This window comes from Halomarina halobia, assembly GCF_029338575.1.
Classification (GTDB): domain Archaea; phylum Halobacteriota; class Halobacteria; order Halobacteriales; family Haloarculaceae; genus Halomarina; species Halomarina halobia.
In genome coordinates, this window is record NZ_CP119992.1 from 1163469 (window position 1) to 1184491 (window position 21023).

Annotated in this window: 20 protein-coding genes; 12 read left to right on the top strand and 8 right to left on the bottom strand. The window is 70.0% G+C overall.

What is annotated here, in order from left to right; genetic code table 11:
• The first annotated feature begins 542 nt into the window (after positions 1-542).
• Entirely contained in the window at positions 543-1271 is a 729-nt protein-coding gene (locus tag P1K31_RS06180) for a GNAT family N-acetyltransferase (RefSeq protein WP_276305412.1), read from the top strand.
• Between the two features lie 87 nt (positions 1272-1358).
• Here the strand turns inward: P1K31_RS06180 and P1K31_RS06185 are convergent, their stop codons facing one another.
• From P1K31_RS06185 to P1K31_RS06195, 3 genes are read right to left on the bottom strand one after another with little or no spacing between them, the layout of a single operon-like run.
• Positions 1359-1940, bottom strand: a complete 582-nt coding sequence (locus tag P1K31_RS06185; RefSeq protein ID WP_276305413.1) for a DUF7524 family protein — start codon at positions 1938-1940, stop codon at positions 1359-1361.
• 33 nt (positions 1941-1973) lie between these two features.
• Positions 1974-2168: a methytransferase partner Trm112 gene (locus P1K31_RS06190; RefSeq protein ID WP_254543885.1), complete on the bottom strand. Its 195-nt coding sequence runs from the start codon at positions 2166-2168 to the stop codon at positions 1974-1976.
• Positions 2169-2219: 51 nt separating this feature from the next.
• Positions 2220-3575, bottom strand: a complete 1356-nt coding sequence (locus P1K31_RS06195) for an adenylosuccinate synthase (RefSeq protein WP_276305414.1) — start codon at positions 3573-3575, stop codon at positions 2220-2222.
• Positions 3576-3845: 270 nt separating this feature from the next.
• Between P1K31_RS06195 and P1K31_RS06200 the strand changes: the two genes are divergently transcribed.
• Entirely contained in the window at positions 3846-4151 is a 306-nt protein-coding gene (locus P1K31_RS06200) for a hypothetical protein (protein WP_276305415.1), read from the top strand.
• Positions 4152-4163: 12 nt separating this feature from the next.
• Here P1K31_RS06200 and P1K31_RS06205 read toward each other — a convergent pair whose 3' ends face one another.
• The 4 genes from P1K31_RS06205 to P1K31_RS06220 all read right to left on the bottom strand — a co-directional run bounded on the left by P1K31_RS06205 (position 4164) and on the right by P1K31_RS06220 (position 7729).
• The gene (locus P1K31_RS06205) at positions 4164-6002 is read right to left on the bottom strand and encodes a DUF7527 domain-containing protein (RefSeq protein ID WP_276305416.1); all 1839 of its coding nucleotides are present in this window, start codon (positions 6000-6002) and stop codon (positions 4164-4166) included.
• A 76-nt stretch (positions 6003-6078) separates the two neighbouring features.
• Positions 6079-6357: a UPF0058 family protein gene (locus P1K31_RS06210; RefSeq protein ID WP_276305417.1), complete on the bottom strand. Its 279-nt coding sequence runs from the start codon at positions 6355-6357 to the stop codon at positions 6079-6081.
• A 76-nt stretch (positions 6358-6433) separates the two neighbouring features.
• Positions 6434-7354 (bottom strand): FkbM family methyltransferase, encoded by a 921-nt coding sequence (locus tag P1K31_RS06215; protein ID WP_276305418.1) that lies wholly within the window; start codon positions 7352-7354, stop codon positions 6434-6436.
• Between the two features lie 159 nt (positions 7355-7513).
• A complete protein-coding gene (locus P1K31_RS06220; protein WP_254543879.1) occupies positions 7514-7729 on the bottom strand; it encodes a ribbon-helix-helix domain-containing protein in 216 nt (71 codons plus the stop codon).
• A gap of 225 nt (positions 7730-7954) precedes the next feature.
• Between P1K31_RS06220 and P1K31_RS06225 the strand changes: the two genes are divergently transcribed.
• From P1K31_RS06225 to P1K31_RS06270, 10 genes are all read left to right on the top strand, one after another.
• Entirely contained in the window at positions 7955-8551 is a 597-nt protein-coding gene (locus P1K31_RS06225; RefSeq protein WP_276305419.1) for a sulfite oxidase-like oxidoreductase, read from the top strand.
• Positions 8552-8626: 75 nt separating this feature from the next.
• Complete coding sequence (locus P1K31_RS06230) at positions 8627-9973, top strand: isochorismate synthase (protein ID WP_276305420.1); 1347 nt, start codon at positions 8627-8629, stop codon at positions 9971-9973.
• Positions 9970-11739 carry a 2-succinyl-5-enolpyruvyl-6-hydroxy-3-cyclohexene-1-carboxylic-acid synthase gene (gene menD / locus P1K31_RS06235; RefSeq protein WP_276305421.1) on the top strand — a complete coding sequence of 590 codons (1770 nt, stop codon included), beginning with the start codon at positions 9970-9972 and terminating at the stop codon, positions 11737-11739. The genes P1K31_RS06230 and menD overlap by 4 nt, the downstream gene beginning before the upstream one ends.
• Positions 11740-11835: 96 nt before the next feature.
• Positions 11836-12747 carry a 1,4-dihydroxy-2-naphthoyl-CoA synthase gene (locus P1K31_RS06240; protein ID WP_276305422.1) on the top strand — a complete coding sequence of 304 codons (912 nt, stop codon included), beginning with the start codon at positions 11836-11838 and terminating at the stop codon, positions 12745-12747.
• Positions 12748-13238: 491 nt separating this feature from the next.
• Entirely contained in the window at positions 13239-14180 is a 942-nt protein-coding gene (locus tag P1K31_RS06245; protein ID WP_276305423.1) for a 1,4-dihydroxy-2-naphthoate polyprenyltransferase, read from the top strand.
• The gene (menC, locus tag P1K31_RS06250; protein ID WP_368410843.1) at positions 14177-15232 is read left to right on the top strand and encodes an o-succinylbenzoate synthase; all 1056 of its coding nucleotides are present in this window, start codon (positions 14177-14179) and stop codon (positions 15230-15232) included. Before P1K31_RS06245 ends, menC begins: the two co-directional genes overlap by 4 nt.
• Complete coding sequence (locus P1K31_RS06255) at positions 15225-16709, top strand: class I adenylate-forming enzyme family protein (RefSeq protein WP_276305424.1); 1485 nt, start codon at positions 15225-15227, stop codon at positions 16707-16709. Before menC ends, P1K31_RS06255 begins: the two co-directional genes overlap by 8 nt.
• A gap of 26 nt (positions 16710-16735) precedes the next feature.
• Entirely contained in the window at positions 16736-17479 is a 744-nt protein-coding gene (locus P1K31_RS06260) for an NRDE family protein (protein WP_276305425.1), read from the top strand.
• A 24-nt stretch (positions 17480-17503) separates the two neighbouring features.
• On the top strand, positions 17504-17851 hold the full coding sequence (locus P1K31_RS06265) for a helix-turn-helix transcriptional regulator (RefSeq protein WP_276305426.1): 348 nt from the start codon (positions 17504-17506) through the stop codon (positions 17849-17851).
• Positions 17852-18097: 246 nt separating this feature from the next.
• Positions 18098-19162, top strand: coding sequence for a nucleotidyl transferase family protein (locus tag P1K31_RS06270; RefSeq protein ID WP_276305427.1), 1065 nt, complete (start codon positions 18098-18100; stop codon positions 19160-19162).
• A 176-nt stretch (positions 19163-19338) separates the two neighbouring features.
• Here the strand turns inward: P1K31_RS06270 and P1K31_RS06275 are convergent, their stop codons facing one another.
• On the bottom strand, positions 19339-20931 hold the full coding sequence (locus tag P1K31_RS06275) for a class I adenylate-forming enzyme family protein (protein WP_276305428.1): 1593 nt from the start codon (positions 20929-20931) through the stop codon (positions 19339-19341).
• Positions 20932-21023 lie beyond the last annotated feature (92 nt).

Genomic DNA, 21023 nt, shown 5'->3' on the forward strand with positions numbered 1-21023 from the left:
GGAATATTCTATAAGTCCTCGGATATATTTCACGTCCCTATATTAGCTCCAGAACGATGCTCTTCCTCTCCCGACCGTCGGACGCCTAGTAAGGAGTACGAACGGTAGGCGCCACCCGCCGATGTCAGATCCGATAAGTATTTGTGCGCGCGACCCCCCGCGACTGGGGTGTATCCCGGAGAGAAAACGTGAACCCGTCAGTGACGGGACCAGAGAGCACGGCGAGAGGTCCGACACCTCGCGAATCCCCGTGACGAACGATGATCGACGAGATCGCTGTCGTGTCGGTCGTGACCGCTGGCCATACGATGGCAGGTTGTGCCCGTTCGGTGACGACCTACGGGGTGATGATCCCACGGACGATCGGTTTCGATCGTTCGCGCCGAAAGACGATTCGACCGACATACAGACGTGACCGGCGTTAGAGACGAGGTGCGAGGTGGGCCCGGGCCGCGTCCCGCCGGGTGTCCGTCACAGGAGACATCACCTTCCGCACGTGAAACCGGAGCGCCGCTCGTGGGATACGATCGGGAGGGAGAGACATGAACGCAGTCGAAAGGCTGTCGTTCGAAACCAGTCACCACGAGCGTATATACGAGCACATCGAACGGAACGGCACCGTCTCTCGCGATGCGCTCCTCGATCTGGTACAACTCGGACCCGAACGGACGGAGGAGGTCGTCCGTGATCTCAAGTGCGACGAGTACGTCTGTGAATCCGACGGACGTCTCGAACTCGGCCTGGGGACCGGTCTCGAGACGACACAGGTAAGCGGAACGGCCGTCACGGTCCGACCCGCTCGGCAGGAGGACCTGCCTGCCATCGTCGATGCGATTCGGCGGGTCATCGCGAACGTGCTCTATCCCAGCGCCGAGGACCTCGCATCCAGACTCGACGTCGAGGGTGTGCTCAAGCGCCACAACGACGCCGAAACCCGGATGTTTTTCGTCGCCACCGTTGACGGCAAGAGTGTCGGTTGGGTACATATCGGGGCATCGACGTTACAACGATCGCGCCGGACGGTCGAGTTGACGCTCGGTGTCCGTACGGAGTACAGTGAACAGGGCATCGGCAGTCAACTCCTGGAACACGGATGCGGATGGGCTGCCTCCAACACCTATCGGAAAGCCTGCCAGCGACTTCCGAGAACCAACGAGCGCGGGCTCGCGTTCCTCGACGCTCGTAACTGGGAGACGAAGACCATCCGACGAAACCACTATGACCGTGGTGACGAACGAATCGACGAAGTGATGATCTTCGTCGAACTCTGACGGGTCCTCGACGTCGTACGTCCTGCGCTCTGATGGACCAGCGTCCTCGATAACAGCCCCCGCGGTGATAGGCGGCGAACCGCGGGGTCAGTTCCGACCCTGACTGTACAGCGCGTACCCCGCGCCGACGACGGCCGCGAGGACGGCGAGGACGGCGAGGACGACCGCGGCGACGCCGTCGACCGTGAGGGTCGCGCCCGCGAGGAGGACGGCGACCCCGCCGAGCGCGAGCGCGGGGGCGGCCGTCGCGGAGTCGAATCCCATCGGCGACGACGTCGGCCTCGGCTCGTCGAGGCCGGCGGCGGTCGAGGGACCGAGCGACTCGTCGACCTCGACCGGGGGTTTCTCCGGTTCGGCCGGGGCGAGGTCGACCAGCACCCCGGCCGTGGTCGAGCCGTAGGAGACGGAGACGGTGAGGTGGCCGCGCACCTCGGCGTCGGGGGCGACGCGGACCGGGACGCGCTCCGTCGCGCCCTCGGTGACGTAGTGGTGGCTGTCCTCGAGTTCGACCGCCGAGGCGAGCGCGTCGTCGAGGCCGAGATGGACGCGGGTCGGTGTACCGTGGTTCTCGAGAACCACGGTGAACTCGCCGCTCGCGGAGAAGGTCTCCGGGACGGTCACCGTGTGGAGGCCGTCCGCGTTCAGGCCGACGACGAGAGTCTCGCTCACGGGAATTTCGTCGCGGGCTATGGTCAAAAAGGTTCAGGCTGGCGCGTCGTCTCGCATGTCCGGCGGCAGGAGGTTCGGGATGCCGTCCTCGATGGGGAACACCTCGCCGCACTGCGTGCAGACCAGTCGCCCCTCGAGCACCTCCTCGTCGTCGCGGCGGACGACCTCCAGTTCGAGATCCTGCTTGTCGAGCGGACAGCAGAGGATGTCCATCAGGGATTCCTTCATGCGCGACACCTCGGGAGTCGGGGGGAAAAGCGTGCCGGGTCCGGTCCCGCCTCAGACCGGCGAGTCGAGGACCACCGTCTGCTCGCGGCCCGGGCCGACGCCGACCGCGTAGATCGGCGCGTCGAGTTCGTCGCTGACGTACTCGAGGTAGGTGCGGGCGTCCTCGGGGAGCGCCTCGTACCCCTCGTCGGCCACCGCGGCCCAGTCGACCTCCGACCAGCCGTCGAACTCGCGGTAGATCGCCTCACAGCGCCCCCACTGCTCGGTCGTGGCGGGCATCGTGCGGAGTTCGTCGCCGTCGAACTCGTAGGCGTGGCCCACCTTCACGGTGTCCAGTCCGGCGAGCACGTCGACGTGGTTGATCGCCAGCCCCGTGAAGCCGTTCGCGCGGGCGGCGTGGCGCAGCATCGGCACGTCGAGCCAGCCGACGCGGCGGGGGCGGCCGGTCACCGTCCCGTACTCGCCGCCCTCGTCGCGGATGTAGGTCGCGATCTCCTCGGCCGCCGACGAGGTGTCGCCGCCGCCCTCGGGCGTCTGGCCCTCGACGTGCCCCAGTTCGGTCGGGAGCGGGCCGGTTCCCACCCGCGAGAGGTAGGCCTTCACGATGCCGATCACCTCACCCTGCCCGACGACCGTGGGACCGAGGCCGGTCCCGGTCGACGCGCCGCCGGCCGTCGGGTTCGAGGAGGTGACGTAGGGGTAGATGCCGTGGTCGATGTCGATGGAGGTACCCTGGGCCCCCTCGAACATCACCTCGTCGCCCGCGTCGATGCGCCGGGCGAGGAACTCCCCGCAGTTGACGGTCATGTCCTCGTCGGCGAGGCGCTCGCCGTAGCCGCGGTAGGTCTCGAAGAGGCCCTCGGCGTCGAACGCCTCGCCCGCCTCCAGCCCGTAGACGGCCTCCGCGAGCGCGCGCTTCTGGGGGACGACGTACTCCAGCCGCTCGCGCAGCACGTCGGGGTCGAGCAGGTCGCCGACGCGGACGCCGCGCCGGCCCGCCTTGTCCTCGTAGGTCGGCCCGATCCCCCGACCCGTCGTGCCCGCCGCGAGGTCGTCCTTCGCCGTCTCCTCGATGCCGTCGAGGACGCGGTGGTAGGGGAGGATGACGTGCGCGCGCTCGGCGACGCGCACGTCGGGGTCGAGCCCGCGCTCGCGTAGCGCGTCGAGTTCCCCGAACAGGGTCTCGGGGTTGACCACGCAGCCGTTGCCCAGCACTCCCACCTTCCCCCGGATCACGCCGCTCGGGACGAGCGAGAGCTTGTACTCCTCGCCGTCGTGGACGACGGTGTGGCCGGCGTTGTCCCCGCCCTGGTAGCGGACGACGACGTCGATCGCGTCGCCGTAGAGGTCGACTACTCTCCCTTTCCCTTCGTCGCCGAGTTGCGACCCGACGATGGTGATAGTCATCGCGCGGAGGTTCCAGAGGACGTGCTAAACCGGTTACGATCCGACGGGTAGACGGCCCCGCCGACGGGGTCGAGGGGGAGCCCGTCGGGCGAGGAGCACGCGGAGCGCCCATGTCCGCCCCTCCGACGAGTTGCGTCGGCCGCGCTCGCGCCTCTCGAGGCGCGAGCCACAACGGTTATACGGGCCGGTTGGGTACTCGTTACCAATCGCAGCCACCCGTCGAAACGGACAGCAACCTTTAAAGGCTGCAAACACAAGTTAACAAGTGCCATGATAGACCGACTTGAGAAGGAAGTCGATATGCTCGAGCGCCATCTGCAGGTCCTGAAGATGGTCATCGAGAACGAACCGATCGGCATCGTGAAGATGTCGAACGAGACGGGCTACCCGCACCACAAGGTCCGCTATTCCTTGCGCGTCCTCGAGGAGGAGGACCTCATCGAGCCGTCGAGCCAGGGTGCCATCACGACCGACCGTACCGCCGAGTTCGTCGCCGAACTCGACGACAAGGTCGACGACATCAACGAGAAGCTCGACAAGATGAAGATCGACGAGATGGCGGAGATCGAGAGCTAGCGTCGACGTCGACTACAGCTCCGGGACCGTCAGGTGGAAGCGACGATTGCGCGCCTCCACCAGGCAGAGGTGGAAACCGCGTTTCCTCGACAGTTGCACGAAACTCGCGCGCTTTCCGCCGCCGAACAGTCCGCCGCTCGTAGTAGCCTCGCTCGTGAGTTCGAGCGCCCCCGGGTCGAAGAAGCTCGACGTGACGACGAACGCTCCGACGAGCGTGTCGTAGGCCTCGGCGACTCGCTCCGCGCCCGAGAGCAGCGCCTCCATCTCGGCCTCCTCGGTCGGGTCGCGCGAGTCGTGGAGGTTCGCGACGATCAGCGGGTTGCCGAGGCGGTCCCGACAGACCACGTCGAACGACGGCGACGCCTCGCCCGCGTCGACGGTTCCGCGCAGTTCCGCGCGGTCGATCTCCGGGACGGCCACGTAGAGCGCCTCCAGCGCGCCCTCGTAGCCGGCATCGGCGATTTCGAACGGCAGGTCGAGCACCAGCCACGAGACGAATTCGTGTTGGAGCGTGTCGGCGAGGAACGCCTCGAACGGTTCCCCGTCGACCCGCGCCGTCTCGGCGTCGAAGCGCGTGTGGCTCTCGAGGTCGAGGTTCCCCCGAAGCTCGTCGCGGTCGTCGTACCCGTCGAGCACGTCGTCCAGGGTCATCGCGGCGCGCGAGCGATAGCGCACGAAGAGGTTCGTCCCGGCGAGCCCCTCCTCGGGCGACAGCTCGACACCGTCGTCCTCGGCGCTCCCGTCGCCCGCGGAACCCCCCGACTCCAGCTCGCGAACGCGCTCCTCCAGGCGCTCGACGGACGCTTCGAGGCCGGCGCGCCGCTCGTTCAGCGCCTCGATCTCGTCCCGGAGCGACTCGTTTTCCGCCCGCAGGTCGTCGCGCTCGGCGGCGAGCGACCGGGCGCGCTCCTCCAGGCGCTCGATCCGGGCCGTTCGCGCGCGGATCGTCGTCCGGAGGTCGTCGACGTCCTCGACCTCCTCGACCTCCTCGACCTCCTCGACCTCCTCGACATCGTCGAGTTCGTCGAGGGCTCCCGGATCGTCGCCGTGAGGTTCGTCGAGCGGGTCGTCCCCGCCGTCGGCCTCCGACGCGGCGTCCGGATCCGTCTCCCGGGAAGCGTCGTCGACCGGAGAGATCGCGTCCTCCGGGTGTTCGCCGACGGCGCCGTCGTACTCGACGGCGCGCGCGTCACCGACGTCCGTCGGATTCGGCGGGCGCGCCGGTTCCGTCTCGGCGTCCGCGACGGCCTCGGCGACGCGTCCGTCGGCGTCGTCCGCCGAGCGTGCGGCGGCTGATTCCTCGTCGGCCCCGCCGTCGGCGTCGGGCAGGTCGAGCACCGGCACGTCGGTCGAGACGACGGTGTAGATACCGACCTCGTCCACGGCCCGCTCGTACGCCTCCTCGCCGGTGAGCGGGCGCTCGCTCTGCCCCACGAAGGCGGCGTACATCGCGGCGCCGTCGTAGTAGACGGCGTAGTAATCGCCGCTTATGACGTTCTCCGCGAGTTCGACGTAGCCGGTGAAGCCGCCCTCGCGGAGCGTCTCGTCCACGTCGGCGAGGGACGTCTGTGCGGTGTAGTACCGGCCGCGCTCCTCGCCGTCCCGCTCGAGCATGGTGAACAGGAGGGGGAGGGCGGGATCGGGCGCGACGTACGCCGTTCCCTCGCCGGTCGCGATGTCCGAGACGCTGCCGCCGTACGCGCCGACCGCGCGGCCGTTGAGCAGGAACAGCCACGCGTCGCTGACCTCGACAGCGCCGGTAAACGACGTGTCGGCGAGGACGGGGAGGTCGTCCCCGGAGAACGGGTGTGACTGCCACTCGCGTATCTGTTCGACGGTCCGTGCTTGCATACTCTGTAATTAGTCCGAGGGGTGATATACTTTGATTCCTACGCCGTACGACAGGACGGAACGGGGTGGAGGCCCGTTACAACTTCCGTTCCGCGTCGTCCGCGAGTTCCTGCATACGCTTGCTGATGCGTCCGGCGTCGGAGAACTCGTCGTCGCTCATGGCGCTGGCGAGCGCGTTGCCGAGGACGAAGACGGCGTGTTTGTGCTCGCTCTTCGACTTGTGTACGTCAGCCGGCGAGACGTCGAGCTGGTCGTACGCCTCGAACAGCGACTCGTCCACGTCCTCCTGCGCGCGGAAGTACCCCATGATCGTCACCATCTGCTCGTGGAGTTCGAGGAGTTCGTCTTTGTGCATGTACCCCGCTAGCTCCGACTGCGGTTTAAACGTACCGTGCCGAGTGACAACGGGACGCTCGCTCCGCGCGGCGCGCCTACGGTTTTCGACCGACGAGGAACGTCTGACCCGTGGCCGCCGTCCGTTCGGAGACGTCGAAGCCCGCGTCCCGCAGGAGTTCCCGGACCGCGGACACCGAGCCGCCGTCCAGTTCCAGCCTGGACTCGTGGACCTCGCAGTAGAGGAGCCGGCACTCCGGTCGCTTCACCGCCTCCCGGAGACCGCGGAGAACCGACAGCTCCGCCCCCTCGGCGTCGATCTTGAGCACCGTGGGCGGGGGGGTCTCCCCGTCGGCGATGAGGTCGTCGCCCCGCCGCGTTTCGACCGTCACGGTCCGCGAATCGGGGTTCGCCGCCGTCAGGAGCGTGTGACCGGCCGAACCGACTCCGTCGAGCGTGATGGCGAGGTCGGCGGTGCCGGTGCCGTTCGCCAGCGCGTAGCGGGAGACGGTGACGGAGGCGTCGTTGAGTGCGACGTTCTCGGCGAGCGTGGCCGCGTTCTCGGGGTGCGGCTCGAACGCCACGACGGTGTCGGCGACCGCCGCCGCGAGGCAGGCGTAGATGCCGATGTTCGCGCCGACGTCGTAGACCACGTCGTCGGCCTCGAGCTGGGAGAGCAGGTCGGCCGCCAACGACCGCTCGTCGAACGCGTAGAGGTCGCGGTACTCCCCGGTCGAATTCAGGTGGAACTCCGCCTCGACCCCCGCGACCTCGAGCGTACGGGTGTCCGTCGTCGCCAGTATCGCCGCTCGATAGGCCTCCGCGAGGACGGGGCGGACGCCGAGACGGTCGAGAGCGCGGTCGACCCGCTCGGTGTGGACGGCGCTCTTGACGCGGCCGAGCACGACGCTCGCGTTCATCGTCTCTCCCGTTCCGTTCGCCCCGCCCCGACCGAACGCGGTCCTGCGGTCGTCGCTCCCCCCGCGCCGAACCGATCCGTCCCGGCGCACGTTCTCCACCGAGGTAGAGAACGTGCACCTCGTTTATCAACTTCTGACATCTTACGGTGGTCGGTCGACGAGGGGTGTATATCAAACTGTCGGATGAACCGAGCGGGTAGAGGGGAGAGATGTGCGGGAGAAGCGACTTGCGGTCGCTCATGCGCGCCGTCAGAGAGACTAGAAGACGTACTCGTCTTCGTGGCCCATCATCCCGTCGTCCTCGAAGGCTCCCGGTTCGTCCTCCTCGATGGGACCGCTGGTCTTGTAGGCCCGTAACCCCGCCGCCAACAGGTCTTCGATGGCCTCCTCGCGGTTGACGAACTCCCCCTGTTCGATCATCTGGGCGATCTGCATCTCCAGGTGCTCCGGAATCGTGATCTCCACCTTGGGCATTGTCACTCGTGGCTTTGAGAGTCGGGTATATAATTCCTGCGGGGAATCTTGGCGGTAGAGCAAATATATCCTCACGGAATGCGAAGCAACCTTTCGAGTTATGTCAGTGTAGTTCGTAATAATGCAATCACGTCCGCACCCGCGTCGGGGGGTTCACCCTCGGTCGAACGGGGTCGGCGTTCGGAAGTCGATGCACCTACCTTCGAGGGATCGCTACCCGCCGACATGAGCGTACGCGACGTCACGGACCTCCACGAGGAGTTCGGCGGCGACCGCCTCCCGCCGGGCCAGCGGCGCACCGACCGCTTCCCGGTCCTCTCGAAGAGCGGGACGCCCTCGTGGTCGCCCGAGACGTGGGAGTTCGCCGTCCGCGGGGCGGTCGAGAGCGAGCGGTCGTTCTCGCTCGAGGAGTTCACCGACCTCCCCCACGAGATCCAGCGACAGGACTTCCACTGCGTCACGGGGTGGAGCCGGTTCGACAACGAGTTCACCGGCGTCACGTTCCCGACGCTGGCGGATCTCGCGGGGGTCCGCGACGACGCGACCCACGTTCTGTTCCACGGCTTCGACGGCTACGCGACCGACCTCCCCCTCGAGGAGTGCATGCGCGAGGAGGTGCTGTTCGCCTGGGAACTCGACGGCGAACCGATACCCGACGACCACGGCGGCCCCGTTCGGGTCGTCACGCCGCACAGGTACGCCTACAAGGGCGCGAAGTGGGTCGACGCCGTCGAGTTCCTCACCGAACCGGAGCGTGGCTACTGGGAGAAGCGGGGCTACTCCGACACGGCGAACCCCTGGAACGAGGAGCGCTACAGCTGAGTGGACGACGGCGGGGACGGACACCGCCGACCGGGAAGGATAGCCTCAAGGGTCAGGAACCCCGAGTTTTCGGCAATGGAATCGGCGCGCAGCGGAGGCGTGACGGCGGACGCGCGCGAGCGGGGCGTGCTCGTCAGCCGGTCCTGCGAGGTACCGGACGTCTCCTTTCGAGCCTTTCTGACCGAACAGGCGGTTCCCCGCATCCACTGGTCCGCCCCCGACGGACTGGAACTCGTCGGCGGGCGGGCGGCGGCACGGCTGGTCGCCGCCGGGCCCGACCGCTTCGACGCGCTCCGGGAGGGCGCGCGGTCGATCTTCGCCGACGCGGACCACGACGGCCCCGCCGTGACCCGTCCGCGCATGCTCGGCGGCCTCGCCTTCACCGACGATCACGACGCCGCGCCGCCGTGGGAGGGCTTTCCCGCGGCAGAGTTCGTCCTCCCCGCGGTTCAGCTCACCCGGGCGACCGACACGACGTACCTGACCGTCTCGCGGTTCGCCCCCGACGCGGATCCTGCCGCCGTCGCGTCCGACCTCGAGGCCGCGCGCGACCGGATCGCCGACCTCCCGGCGATGGTGCCGAGCGGCGACCCGCCAGGCGTACACCGGACGCGCCACCGGACCGACGCCGCACAGTGGCAGGCGCAGGTCGGCGAGGCGGCCGCACGAATCCGCGAGGGGTCGCTTCGGAAGGTCGTCCTCGCGCTCGCGCTCGACGTCGACCTCGACGCCGAGGTGGACGTGCCGAGCGTCCTCGAACGCCTGCGCCGGACCTACCCCCAGTGCTATCGCTTCCTCGTCCAGCCGACCGAGGCGGCGGGCTTCTTCGGCGCACCGCCGGAGCGCCTCGTCCGCCTCGACGGTCGCCGCGTGGAGGCCGAGGCGCTCGCCGGCTCCGTCGCGCGCGGCGCGACCCCCGAGGAGGACGCCGACCTCGCCGCCGCGCTGGTGGGGAGCGAGAAGATCCAGCACGAGCAGGGTCTCGTCGCCGAGGCCATCCGGGATCAGCTCGAACCGCTCGGCGAGGTGACCGTCGGGGAGCAGACGGTCCACCGACTGGCGACGATCCAGCACCTCCGCACGCCCATCACGGCGGACCTCGCGGCCGACGAGCACGTCCTCTCGATCGTCGAGGCGCTGCACCCGACGCCCGCCGTCGGCGGCCTCCCGCCGGGCGAGGCGGCGCGCACCATCCGCGAGACCGAGACGTTCGAGCGGGGCTGGTACGCCTCGCCGGTCGGCTGGTTCGACGCCGAGGGGGACGGCGAGTTCGCCGTCGCCATCCGCTCGGGCGTCGCCGGCGGGCGGCGCGCGACCCTGTTCGCGGGCAACGGCATCGTCGGCGACAGCGACCCCGCGGCCGAGTGGGAGGAGGTACAGCTGAAGTACCGACCGATCCTGGACGAACTGGAGCGGAGATGAGGGTCGAGAACCGTAACGCCCTCTGGGGATCGGTCGTCGCCGACGAACTCGCGAAGGCGGGCGTCGACGCGGTCTGTCTCGCCCCCGGGAGCCGCTGTACGCCGCTGACCGTCGCCTTCGCGGAGCACCCGGGGATCGAGACGCACTCCCACCTCGACGAGCGCTCCGCGGCCTTCTTCGCGCTCGGCCGGGCGAAGCGCACCGGCAGGCCCACCCCCCTCGTCTGCACCTCGGGGACGGCGGCCGCGAACTTCCACCCGGCGGTGATCGAGGCCCACCAGTCGCGCGCGCCGATGCTCCTGCTGACGGCCGACCGGCCGCGCGTCCTCCAGCACAGCGGCGCGAACCAGACGATCGACCAGGAGGGGCTCTACGGCGACGCGGTCCGCCACTACCGCACCCTCCCGGAACCGGCGGCCGACGAACGGAAGCTCAGGGCGCTCCGGACGGCCCTCGACCGCGCCGTCGCCACCGCGACGGGCGTCGAACCCGGTCCGGTCCACCTGAACGTCCCCTTCGAGAAGCCGCTGGAGCCGACGCCCGTCCCCGGCGACGTCCCGGAGGGGTTCGCCGCGGCGGGCCGCGAGGCGGTCGAGGGGCGGGACGGCCCCTTCGTCTCGGTCGCGGCCGGCGCTCCCGAGATCTCCGAGGCCGACCTGCGCGACCTCGTCGGGGCGGTCGAGCGCGCCGATCGCGGCCTGATCGTCGCCGGACCGGAGGCCGACCTCGCGCCCGATGCGCTGGCCGCCCTGGCCGACGCCACCGGCCTCCCCGTGCTCGCGGACCCGCTCTCGGGGCTGCGGTTCGGCCCACACGTGGCCGACACGACCGTCTGCGGCGGATACGACACCTACCTCGACGCCCTCGACGCGCTGCCCGACCTCGCGGTCCGGTTCGGCGCGTCGCCCACCTCGAAGACCCTCCGGGAGTACCTGCGCGACGCGACTACCGCGAGCGCGGACGCCCGACAGGTCGTCGTGGACCCGGCGGGCGGGTGGCGCGAGGCGACGTTCGCCGCGACGGACCTCGCGGTCGCCGACCCGACGCGCCTCGCCCGGGCGCTCGCCGGCCGGATCGAGGGAGGGGGCGATCCAGCGTGGCGCGAGCGGTTCGCCGCGCTCGAACGCGACTACTGGTCCCTCGTCGAAGGCGAGGGGACGTTCTTCGAGGGGGCGATCCTCGCCGACGCGGCCGCGCTCGCGCCCGATCCGTCGACGCTGTTCGTCTCGAACAGCATGCCCGTCCGAGATCTCGATCGGTTCGGTCGGCCCCGCGAGGCGGCCGTCACCGCGCTCGGCAACCGGGGCGCGTCGGGCATCGACGGCATCACGAGCAGCGCGCTCGGGGCGGGCAGCGCCGCGGACGACCCGCTCGTGCTCGTGACCGGCGACCTCGCGTACTACCACGACTCGAACGGGCTGCTCGCGGTCGGGCGCTGCGGCGTGGACGCCACGATCGTCCTGCTCAACAACGACGGCGGGGGCATCTTCCGCATGCTCCCCATCGAGGCCCACGACCCGCCCTTTACCGAGTTCTTCGAGACCCCCCACGGCCTCGACTTCGAACCCACCGCCGACCTCTACGGCCTCGAGTTCTCGCGCGTCGAGACGCGCGCGGGGTTCCGCGAGGCGTACCGCGATTCGCTCGAACGGGAGGGGACGCAGGTGATCGAGGTGCGCGTCGACGGCGAGGCGTCACACCGCCACCGCGAGGCGCTCCACGAACGCGTCGCGTCGGAGCTCTCTGACCGCGCGGACGCCGCGTAGGCCGAGATCGACGGCGCGAGGGACGGCCGGCTCCCCGTCCTCCGCCCGTGGCCGGTCGACGGGAATCTTTTTGCGCGCCGCCTCCCGCTCTCGCACATGGCTTCGGAGATCATGGACCCCGACCGCTGGGAGGAGGTTACGGGGGAGTTCGAGGACGTCACCTACCACCGGGCGGTGGACGTACCGGCCGTCCGCATCGCCTTCGACCGGCCCGCGGTCCGAAACGCCTTCCGTCCCGGCACGGTCGACGAGCTGTACGCCGCGCTCGACCACGCCCGCAAGCGGGCCGACGTCGGCTGCGTGCTGCTCACGGGCAACGGTCCCTCTCCGAAGGACGGCGGCTGGGCGTTCTGCGCCGGCGGCGACCAGTCGGTCCGCGGGGGCTCGGGTTACGAGTACCGCGGCGACGACGAGGCGGCGGCCGACGACGACCCCGCCGTCCGCGAGGCGAGAGCCGGTCGCCTACACATCCTCGAAGTCCAGCGGCTGATACGCTTCATGCCGAAGCCGGTCGTCGCGGTCGTGCCGGGGTGGGCCGTCGGCGGCGGCCACTCGCTACACGTCGTCTGCGACCTCACGCTCGCCTCGGAGGAGCACGCGAAGTTCCTCCAGACGGACCCCGACGTCGCCTCCTTCGACGGCGGGTTCGGTTCCGCGTACCTCGCCCGGCAGATCGGCCAGAAGCGGGCCCGCGAGGTGTTCTTCCGCGGGAAGACCTACTCCGCCGCCGAGGCGGTCGACATGGGCATGGCCAACGAGGCGATCCCCCACGCGGACCTGGAGACCGTCGCGCTGGAGTGGGCAGACGAGATCACGAAGAAGAGCCCGACGGCGATCCGGATGCTCAAGTTCGCGTTCAACATGGCCGACGACGGAATGGTCGGCCAGCAGGTGTTCGCGGGCGAGGCGACGCGCCTCGGGTACATGACCGAGGAGGCCCAGGAGGGCCGCGACGCGTTCTTAGAGAAGCGCGAACCGGACTTCTCGGCGTTCCCCTGGCACTACTAATTCAACCACCACCTCTTGCTGCGCGCTCGCTTCGCTCACTCGCTGGCAAACGCTGCATTGCGAGACGCTTCGCGTCTCGCAGGCTTCCAGAACCACGGGCGGTTCCGGAGGGACCAAACCCCTCGTCGCTCCCGCCGTCAGACTCGTTACACTCGGCCGGCGGGCTCCCGCTCGCCTCCGGCTCGCGGGAACTCCGGCCGCTCCTCGGTCCGCTCGCTCACGGCGGGCTCTGCCAGCCGTTCGCGTCGTCCGCGGGACGCTTCGAGTCCCGCGAATAGCGCGGGACGACGTGCCCGACAGACCCCTCACGCGGAGCACGAACGTTCAAGTACCGGAACGGGACCAGACACCCCATCGTCTGAGTACGGCCGCGGGGCGGTCGAGGCGGGTGCGCGACGCGCCGTTCCGCGGAGCGCCACGCGTCGCCTGTTCGCCACCGTCCGCGAGCGGAGATGCCAACTTTGACGCCCTCGGCGGCCGGAACTCCGGCAATGAGCACCGAGGTCTCGCGAACGAGGGCGTGGCTGATGGCCGCGCGGCCGCAGACGCTCCCGGCGGGGGCGTCGCCCGTCGTCGTCGGAACGGGCCTGGCGGTCCACGACGGGGTGTTCGCCGCCCCGCCGGCCGTCGCGGCGCTGATCGGCGCGCTCCTCCTCCAGATCGGGACGAACTTCGCCAACGACTACTACGACGCGGTCCGCGGCGCGGACACGGACGAGCGGGAGGGCTTCACCCGCGTCACGCAGTCGGGGCTCATCCCGCCGCGGGAGGTGAAGCGCGCGATGTACCTCACCTTCCTCGCGGCCGTCGTCCTCGGGACGTACCTGGTGTACGTCGGGGGCGTCCCCATCCTCGTCGTGGGGCTGTCGAGCGTCGCAGCCGGCATCGCCTACACCGGCGGGCCGTACCCCTACGGCTACCGCGGGCTGGGCGACCTCTTCGTCTTCGTCTTCTTCGGCCTCGTCGCCGTCGTCGGGACGTACTACGTCCAGGCCGCGGCCCTCCTCGCGGAGCCGTTCCCGCTGTGGATCCCCGACGGGACGGTCACGCTCGCGGCCGTCGTCGCGAGCCTCCCCGCCGCGGGGCTCGCGACCTGTATCCTCGTCGTGAACAACATCCGCGACCGGGAGACCGACGCCGAGACGGGAAAGCGCACGCTCGCAGTCGCGCTCGGCTACCGGTTCAGCCGCGCCGAATTCCTCCTCCTGCTCGGGATGGCCTACGCCGTCCCTCCGATCTTCGCGCTCACCGGCTACGGCCCCCTCGCGCTGCTCCCACTGCTCACGCTCCCGCTCGCCGTCACGCTCTCCCGGACGGTCCTCTCGGAGACGAGCGGCGAGGCGCTCAACCCCGCGCTCGAAACGACCGGAAAGCTCCTCGCGGTCCACTCGGTGCTGTTCGCGCTCGGACTCGCCGCGCCGACGCTCGCATGAGCGCGACCGTGACCCTCGAACCGTTCTCGCTCCCGCTCGCCCGTCCGCTGACCACCGCCGACGGGACCATCGATCGGCGGGAGGGGTTCGTCGTCGCCGTCGAGCGGCGGGGCGAGCGGGGCGTCGGCGAAGCGACGCCCCTCCCGGGCTGGACGGAGTCGAGGCGCGCGTGCGAGGCGGCGCTGGAGCGGGCGCGGGACCTCGCCGACGGGGAGGGACTCGACGCCGCCCTCGCCGCACTCTCCCCCCGCGAGACGCCCGCCGCGCGTCACGGCCTCGCGCTGGCGCTCGCCGACGCCCGCAGCCGACGCGCCGGCGTCCCCCTCCACCGATACCTCGGCGGGACTCGCGGCGTCACCGCCGTTCCCGTCAACGCGACCGTCGGCGACGGTTCGACCGACGAGACGGTCGCGGCCGCGCTGTCGGCGGTCGAGGACGGGTACCGTGCGCTCAAGGTGAAGGTCGGCGCGCGGGCCGTCGAGGAGGACGTCGCCCGACTGCGGGCGGTCCGCGAGGCGGTCGGCGGGGGCGTGGAACTCCGCGCCGACGCGAACGCCGCGTGGACGCGAGAGGAGGCGCGCGAGGCGGTCGCGGGGCTCGCCGACCTCGGCGTCGCGTACGTCGAGCAGCCGCTCGCGGCCGACGACCTCGACGGCCACGCCGCGCTCCGCGGCGGCCCCGTGCGCGTCGCGCTCGACGAGTCGCTCGTCGAGCGCGGTGCCGCGACCGTCCTCGACTCCGACGCCGCGGACGTCATCGTCCTGAAACCGATGGCGCTCGGGGGGGTGGACCGCGCCCGACGGATCGCGCGGCGAGCTCGCCTCTCGGGCCTGGAGGCGGTCGTGACCACCACCGTCGACGCGGTGTACGCCCGGACGGCGGCGGTCCACCTCGCCGCCAGCCTCGGCGACGTCCCGGCCTGCGGGCTGGCGACCGCGTCGATGCTCGCCGAGGACCTCGGGCCCGATCCGTGTCGTCTCGAGGGGGGGGCACTCACCGTCCCAGAGAGAAAAGGAAATGTACCAGCGAACGGTGGTTCGACAGGTGCGTGACTGGCTGGCCCAGCGTTCGCGCGTGACGCCGGACGCCACGGCGCTCGTCGATGCCGAAAGCGGCGCGTCTCGCACCTACGCGGAACTCGACTCGGCGGTCGAGTCGCTCGCGGGACGCATCGCGGCCGAGGGGATCTGCGTCGACGATCACGTCGGCGTGCTCCTCGGGACGCGCCCGGCCGCCGTCGAGGCGATCCACGCCGTGCTGCGCGTCGGGGGCGTGCTCGTCCCGCTGTCGACGCGACTGACCGCCGCGGAACTCGAACCGCGGATCGAACGCGCCGACCTCGACCTGCTCCTCTGCGACGCCGAGACCGAGGGGCGGATGCTCGACGCAGTGGGCGACGTGCCCGTACGGTCGCTCGACTCCGACGGCGAGGCGACGGCCATCGCGACGACGACGCCCCGCCCCTTCGACCTGCCCGAGTGGAGCCCCGAGGACCCGCAGGTGATGCTCTACACCTCCGGGACGACGGGTCGGCCGAAGCTAGTCGTGCTCACGCTGAAGAACCTGCTCTCGAGCGCGAGCGCGAGCGCCTTCCGGCTCGGAACCCTCCCCGATGATCGATGGGCGTCGCCGCTGTCCCCGAGTTCGATGGGTGGGCTCGCGTCCGTCCTCCGCTCGACGCTGTACGGCTCGGCCGTCCTGCTCTGCCCGACCGACGCCGACGACCTGCTCGCCGCGCTCCGTGAGCACCGCCCGACGGGGATCTCGCTCGTCCCGACGCTCCTCCGACGGCTGCTCGACGCGGGCGACCTCCCCGACTCGCTCCGGTTCGTCCTGCTCGGCGGCGCGCCGGCCCCGGACGACCTCGTCCGCGAGTGCGGCGAGCGCGGCGTCCCCGTCTGTCCGACCTACGGCATGACCGAGACGGCCTCGCAGGTCGCCACCGCCCGCCCGGAGGAGGCCGTGGCCCACGTCGGCACCGTCGGGCGACCGCTCCTGTTCACCGAGGTGACGGTGGTCGACGACCACGGCGATCCGCTCCCGACGGGGAGCACGGGCGAACTCGTCATCGCCGGACCGACCGTCACCCCGGGTTACTACGACGACCCGGCGGCGACCGCCGAGGCGTTCTGCCCGCACGGACTGCTGACGGGCGACGTCGGCCGCGTCGACGAGGACGGCCGCCTGTGGATCGGCGACCGGAAGGCGGACCGCATCATCACGGGGGGGCAGAACGTCGATCCCCGGGAAGTCGTGGCGGTCCTGCGCGACCTCGACGGGGTCCGCGACGCTGCGGTCGTCGGCCTCTCCGACGAGGAGTGGGGCGAGCGGGTGGCCGCGCTGATCGAGGTCGGGGACGGAGACGACGCCGAGGCGGTGGACGCGACCGCGGTCGAGGCGCACTGCCGCGACCGGCTGGCGGGGTTCAAGCGCCCGCGCGTCGTCGCGTTCGGCGCGTTGCCCCGGACCGAATCGGGGACGGTCGACCGGGCGGCCGTGCGCGAGCGCCTCCGGGAGAAACGAGTTTAACGTCCGCTCCGCACCTAGGAGTACCCGTGTGCACCCTCACCGTCGCCTGGCAGGTCTTCGAGTCGCATCCGGTCGTCGTCGCCGCGAACCGCGACGAGCGCCTCGACCGCCCCTCGTCCTCGCCGCGCGAGTTCGCGGACGGCGATCGGCGGATCGTCGCCCCGACCGACGAGGAGGCGGGCGGAACGTGGATCGGGTACAACGACGCGGGCGTCGTCGTCGCCGTCACCAACCTCTGGGTACGGGGGCTGACGGGCGAGCGCTCGCGCGGCCTGCTCGTCCGGGACGCGCTCCGACGGGGGAGCGCCGCGGCGGCCCTCGCGCTCGTCGAGGACGAACTCGCGACCCGCGACTACGAGGGGTTCTACCTCCTGCTCGCGGACGCCGACGACGCCGCCCTCGTCGCGAACGACGGCGATCCGACCGCGACGCGCTTCGACCCCGGCGTCCACGTCGTGATGAACGTCGGCTACGACACGACCTACTTCGTCCCCGAGTTCCGTCCCGACCTCGGTCGCCAGCAGGCCGAGAACGGCGAGCGGCTGCTGCGGAGCCTCGCCCCGCGCGATGGCGAGACCGCGCTCGACTGGCGCGACCGGGCGGCCACCTACCTCGGGGATCACGAGCACGGCGTCTGCATTCACGCAGACGGGTTCGGGACGAAGTCCTCGTCGCTCATCGCCGTCGACTCGGAGGGGCGGGGGTCGTACCTGTTCGCCGACGGCCCACCGTGCGTGACCGAGTACGGACCCGTGGACAGTCAGATTTAATCCACCGACCTCCGTCTAGTCCGTATGAGCGCTGCATCCTCGGAGGAGGACCTGTCGGACGACGAGTTGGCGGGCCTCGACCTCGTGCGCGAGAGCGGCGGGATCCACCAGAGCGAGTTCTGGAAGGAACTCGACGTCTCCTCGCGCAAGGGGAGTCGCATCGTCGAGTCGCTCGTCGAGAAGGACCTCATCGACCGCGAGGAGACGGTCTACGAGGGGCACAACACCTACTACCTCACGCCGACGGCGAAGGACCTCGACTTCTCGCTGCTGATGGCCGGCGACATGCTCTCGCCGTTCGTCGCGGACGACGAACTGGACACGCGCAGCGACGCCTTCTCGCAGTGGATCATGCGGCTGGCGTACCAGTAGTCAACCACCGCCTTTTGCTCCGCCACCTTTTGCTGCGGTCGGGCGGGAGCGACACGCTTCGCGGTCGCTCCCGCCTCCCTGGCAAAAGCTGGACCAAAAGCGCGGCGCGCTCCCTGCGGTCGCGCTTGCGCCCGCTCGCTCGTTGCACTCGCTCGCGGTGCGACGCGTAGCGTATCCCGAACTACGAACGCTACTCGTTACCGTGTACCGAGCTAACACTTTACCGCGTCCCGAGAACGACCACGTATGTCGGACCTGCTCCGGGATCACCGTCGGACGCTCGTCGAGGATCGGGGGTTCGAACGCGCCGACTTCGCGGTCGGCGACGTGTCGGCGACAGAGGTCGAACGGACCTTCGCGGTCGGCGACCGGGGGCGGGCGTTCGCATCGCGAATCGACGCGGGCGAGCCGGCGCTCGTCACGTCCGGCGTCTCGATGACCGGCCCACCGCACGTCGGCACGCTCGGCCAGGTACTGACCGCGGTCCGGTTGCAGGAGGCGGGTCTCGACGTGCAACTCGTCCTCGCGGACCTCCCTGCCTACCTCGCCGCGGGGCGCGGGTTGAACGAGGTGCGGGCGCTCGCGGGGCGCTACCGCTCGTTCGCCGTCGAACTCGGCTTCGACGAGCGGGCGGGCACCCTCCGCACGCAACTGGACGCGCCCGGGGCGCTCCGGACGGCGATGCTCCTCTCGCGGTACTACGACCCGGACGGCGAGGCGGCCGATGCCCCCGAGGAGGCGGGGGAGGACGACGGGAGCGCCCCGGTGTCGGACCCGGAACCGACCGCCTTCGAGTCCGAACTCGCGGCGGCGTACGAGTCCGCCGAGACGCCGGACGTCGAGACGCCCCGGTTCGCCGGCGCGCAGACCGGCCTGCTGCTCGCCGCCGACACGCTTCACCCGATCGTCACCGGCGGATACGAGCACGTCTGCTTCGTCGGCGGGAGCGACAACCACGGGCTGTCGTCGTTCGTCCGGAGGGTGCTTGACGCGTCGCCCTACGCGGGAACCGTCGCCGGTCTCTACACCCGGCTCGTACCCGGACTCGCGGGCTACCCGAAGATGTCCAAGAGCCTCCCCCGGTCGAACGTCTCGCTCGCCGAGGACTCCGAGACGGTGCGAGAGCGGGTGCTCGCGGACGACGGGCTCCGCGACCCGCTACTCCTTGAGATGATTCGGGTCGCCTCGCCGTACTCGACCGCCGAGTTCGAGGAGGTGCGCGAGGCGTTCGATCGCCGCGACGGCGAGTGGACGGCGGCGAAGCGGGCGTACGCGGACTTCTTCGCCGACGCCGCCGCGGTGTGGGGGTGAGATGACCGCGACGGAGCGACCGAGTGCTTTGGAGCCAGCTTTCGTTGCCTACGGTATCGCTCTGTGTTGTACCGCGAGCGAACGAGCGAAGCGAGTGAGCGAGCGGCCTTTTTAGCGTAGCTGTTTGCGAGGAGGGTCGCGCGAAGCGCGACCCGACGAGTAAAAAGGTACTGGTACTACCCGATCAGGCGTTCCTCGCCCTCCCAGTACTCCTGGCGGAGCTGGTACTTCTGGACCTTTCCGGTGGCCGTCTCGGGGAGGTCGTCGACGAACTCGACGCGCCGGGGGATCTTGTAGCCCGCGAGGTGCTCGCGGGCGAACTCGGTCACCTCCTCCTCGGAGAGGTCCTCGCCGGGCTTCCTGACGACGAGCGCCGTGACCATCTCGCCCCACTCGTCGCTCGGCGTAGGGATGACCGCCGCCTTGGCGATGGCGGGGTGGTCGTAGAGCACGTCCTCGACCTGGAGGGAGGAGACGTTCTCCCCGCCGGAGATGATGATGTCCTTCTCGCGGTCCTTGATCGAGATCATCCCGTCCTCGTTCCAGCTCGCGAGGTCGCCGGTGTGGAAGTAGCCGGGCTTCTTCGCGTTGAACGCCTCGTACGTCGCCTCCTCCTTGTTGAGGTAGCGGTCCATCACCTGGTTGCCCTTCACGACGATCTCGCCCATCGTCCCGCCGTCGCGGGGCACGTCCTCGCCGTCGTCGTCGACGACCCGCACGTCGGTGGCGAGCGTCTCGGATCCCTGGAAGGACTTGATGTCCCGGCCGCGCTGGGCGATGCGCCGGGGGGAGTTCGAGGTGGTGATGATGGGGGAGGTCTCGGTGAGACCGTAGATGTGGATGATCCGCCAGCCGATCTCGTCCTCGACGGTCTCGATCGTCGCCCTCGGGGGGGCGCTACCCGCGGTGGCGATGCGGAGTTCCCGGTCGCCCGTCGTCGGCTCGTCGGGGTGCTCCTCGTGGTAGGCGATGACCCGGTTCAGGACGGTCGGCGCGCCGCACATGAACGACACGTCGTGGTCGCGGATGCGCCGCAGCGTCCCCTCGGGGTCGAACGTGCGCTGACAGACGTGGGTGCCGCCGGTCCCCGTGATGGCGTAGGTGTGCCCCCAGCCGTTGCAGTGGAACATCGGCAGCGTCCAGAGGTACGTGTCGTCGTCCCGGATCTCCATGTGCTGGTTGAGCACGAGCGCGTGCCAGTGCTCGGTGCGGTGGGTCCGCACGACCCCCTTCGGATCGCCGGTCGTCCCCGAGGTGTAGTTGATCGAGGCGTCGTCGTCCTCGACGATGTCCGGGCGCTCGGGGGCCTCGGCGGAGGCGTCGGCGAGCAGGCCCTCGTAGTCGAGCCAGTCGCCCTCGATCTCGTCGGCCCGGTAGCCGACGTAGTTCTCCGCCGGTATCGAGTCGCGGACCGTCTCGACGTTCTCCGCGTAGTCGTAGTCCGCGATGACCGTGTTCGCCGCACAGTCGTCGAGGATGTACTCGAAGTCCTCGGGAACGAGGCGGTAGTTCATCGGGACGAACACCGCTCCGAGCTGGTTGGTCGCGTAGAGCGTCTCGAGGAAGTAGTGCGTGTTCGGCGCGAGGAGCGCGACGCGGGACCCCTGCTTCACGCCGAGATCGGCCAGCGCGTTGGACAGACGGTTCACCCGCTCACCGAACTCGGCGTAGGTGTACTCGGTTCCGTCGTGGGCGATCACCCCGACCACGTCGTCGTAGAGGTCGACCGCCCTGTCGAGGAAGTCGAGCGTTCGCATTTGAACCTTCATGAACTATCAACGCGTGGTTTCGAGGCCGGAGGCTAATGGTTTTCGCCACCGTTACGCAAACGTACGCGTGATAATATCGGCCCGTTTGTCGT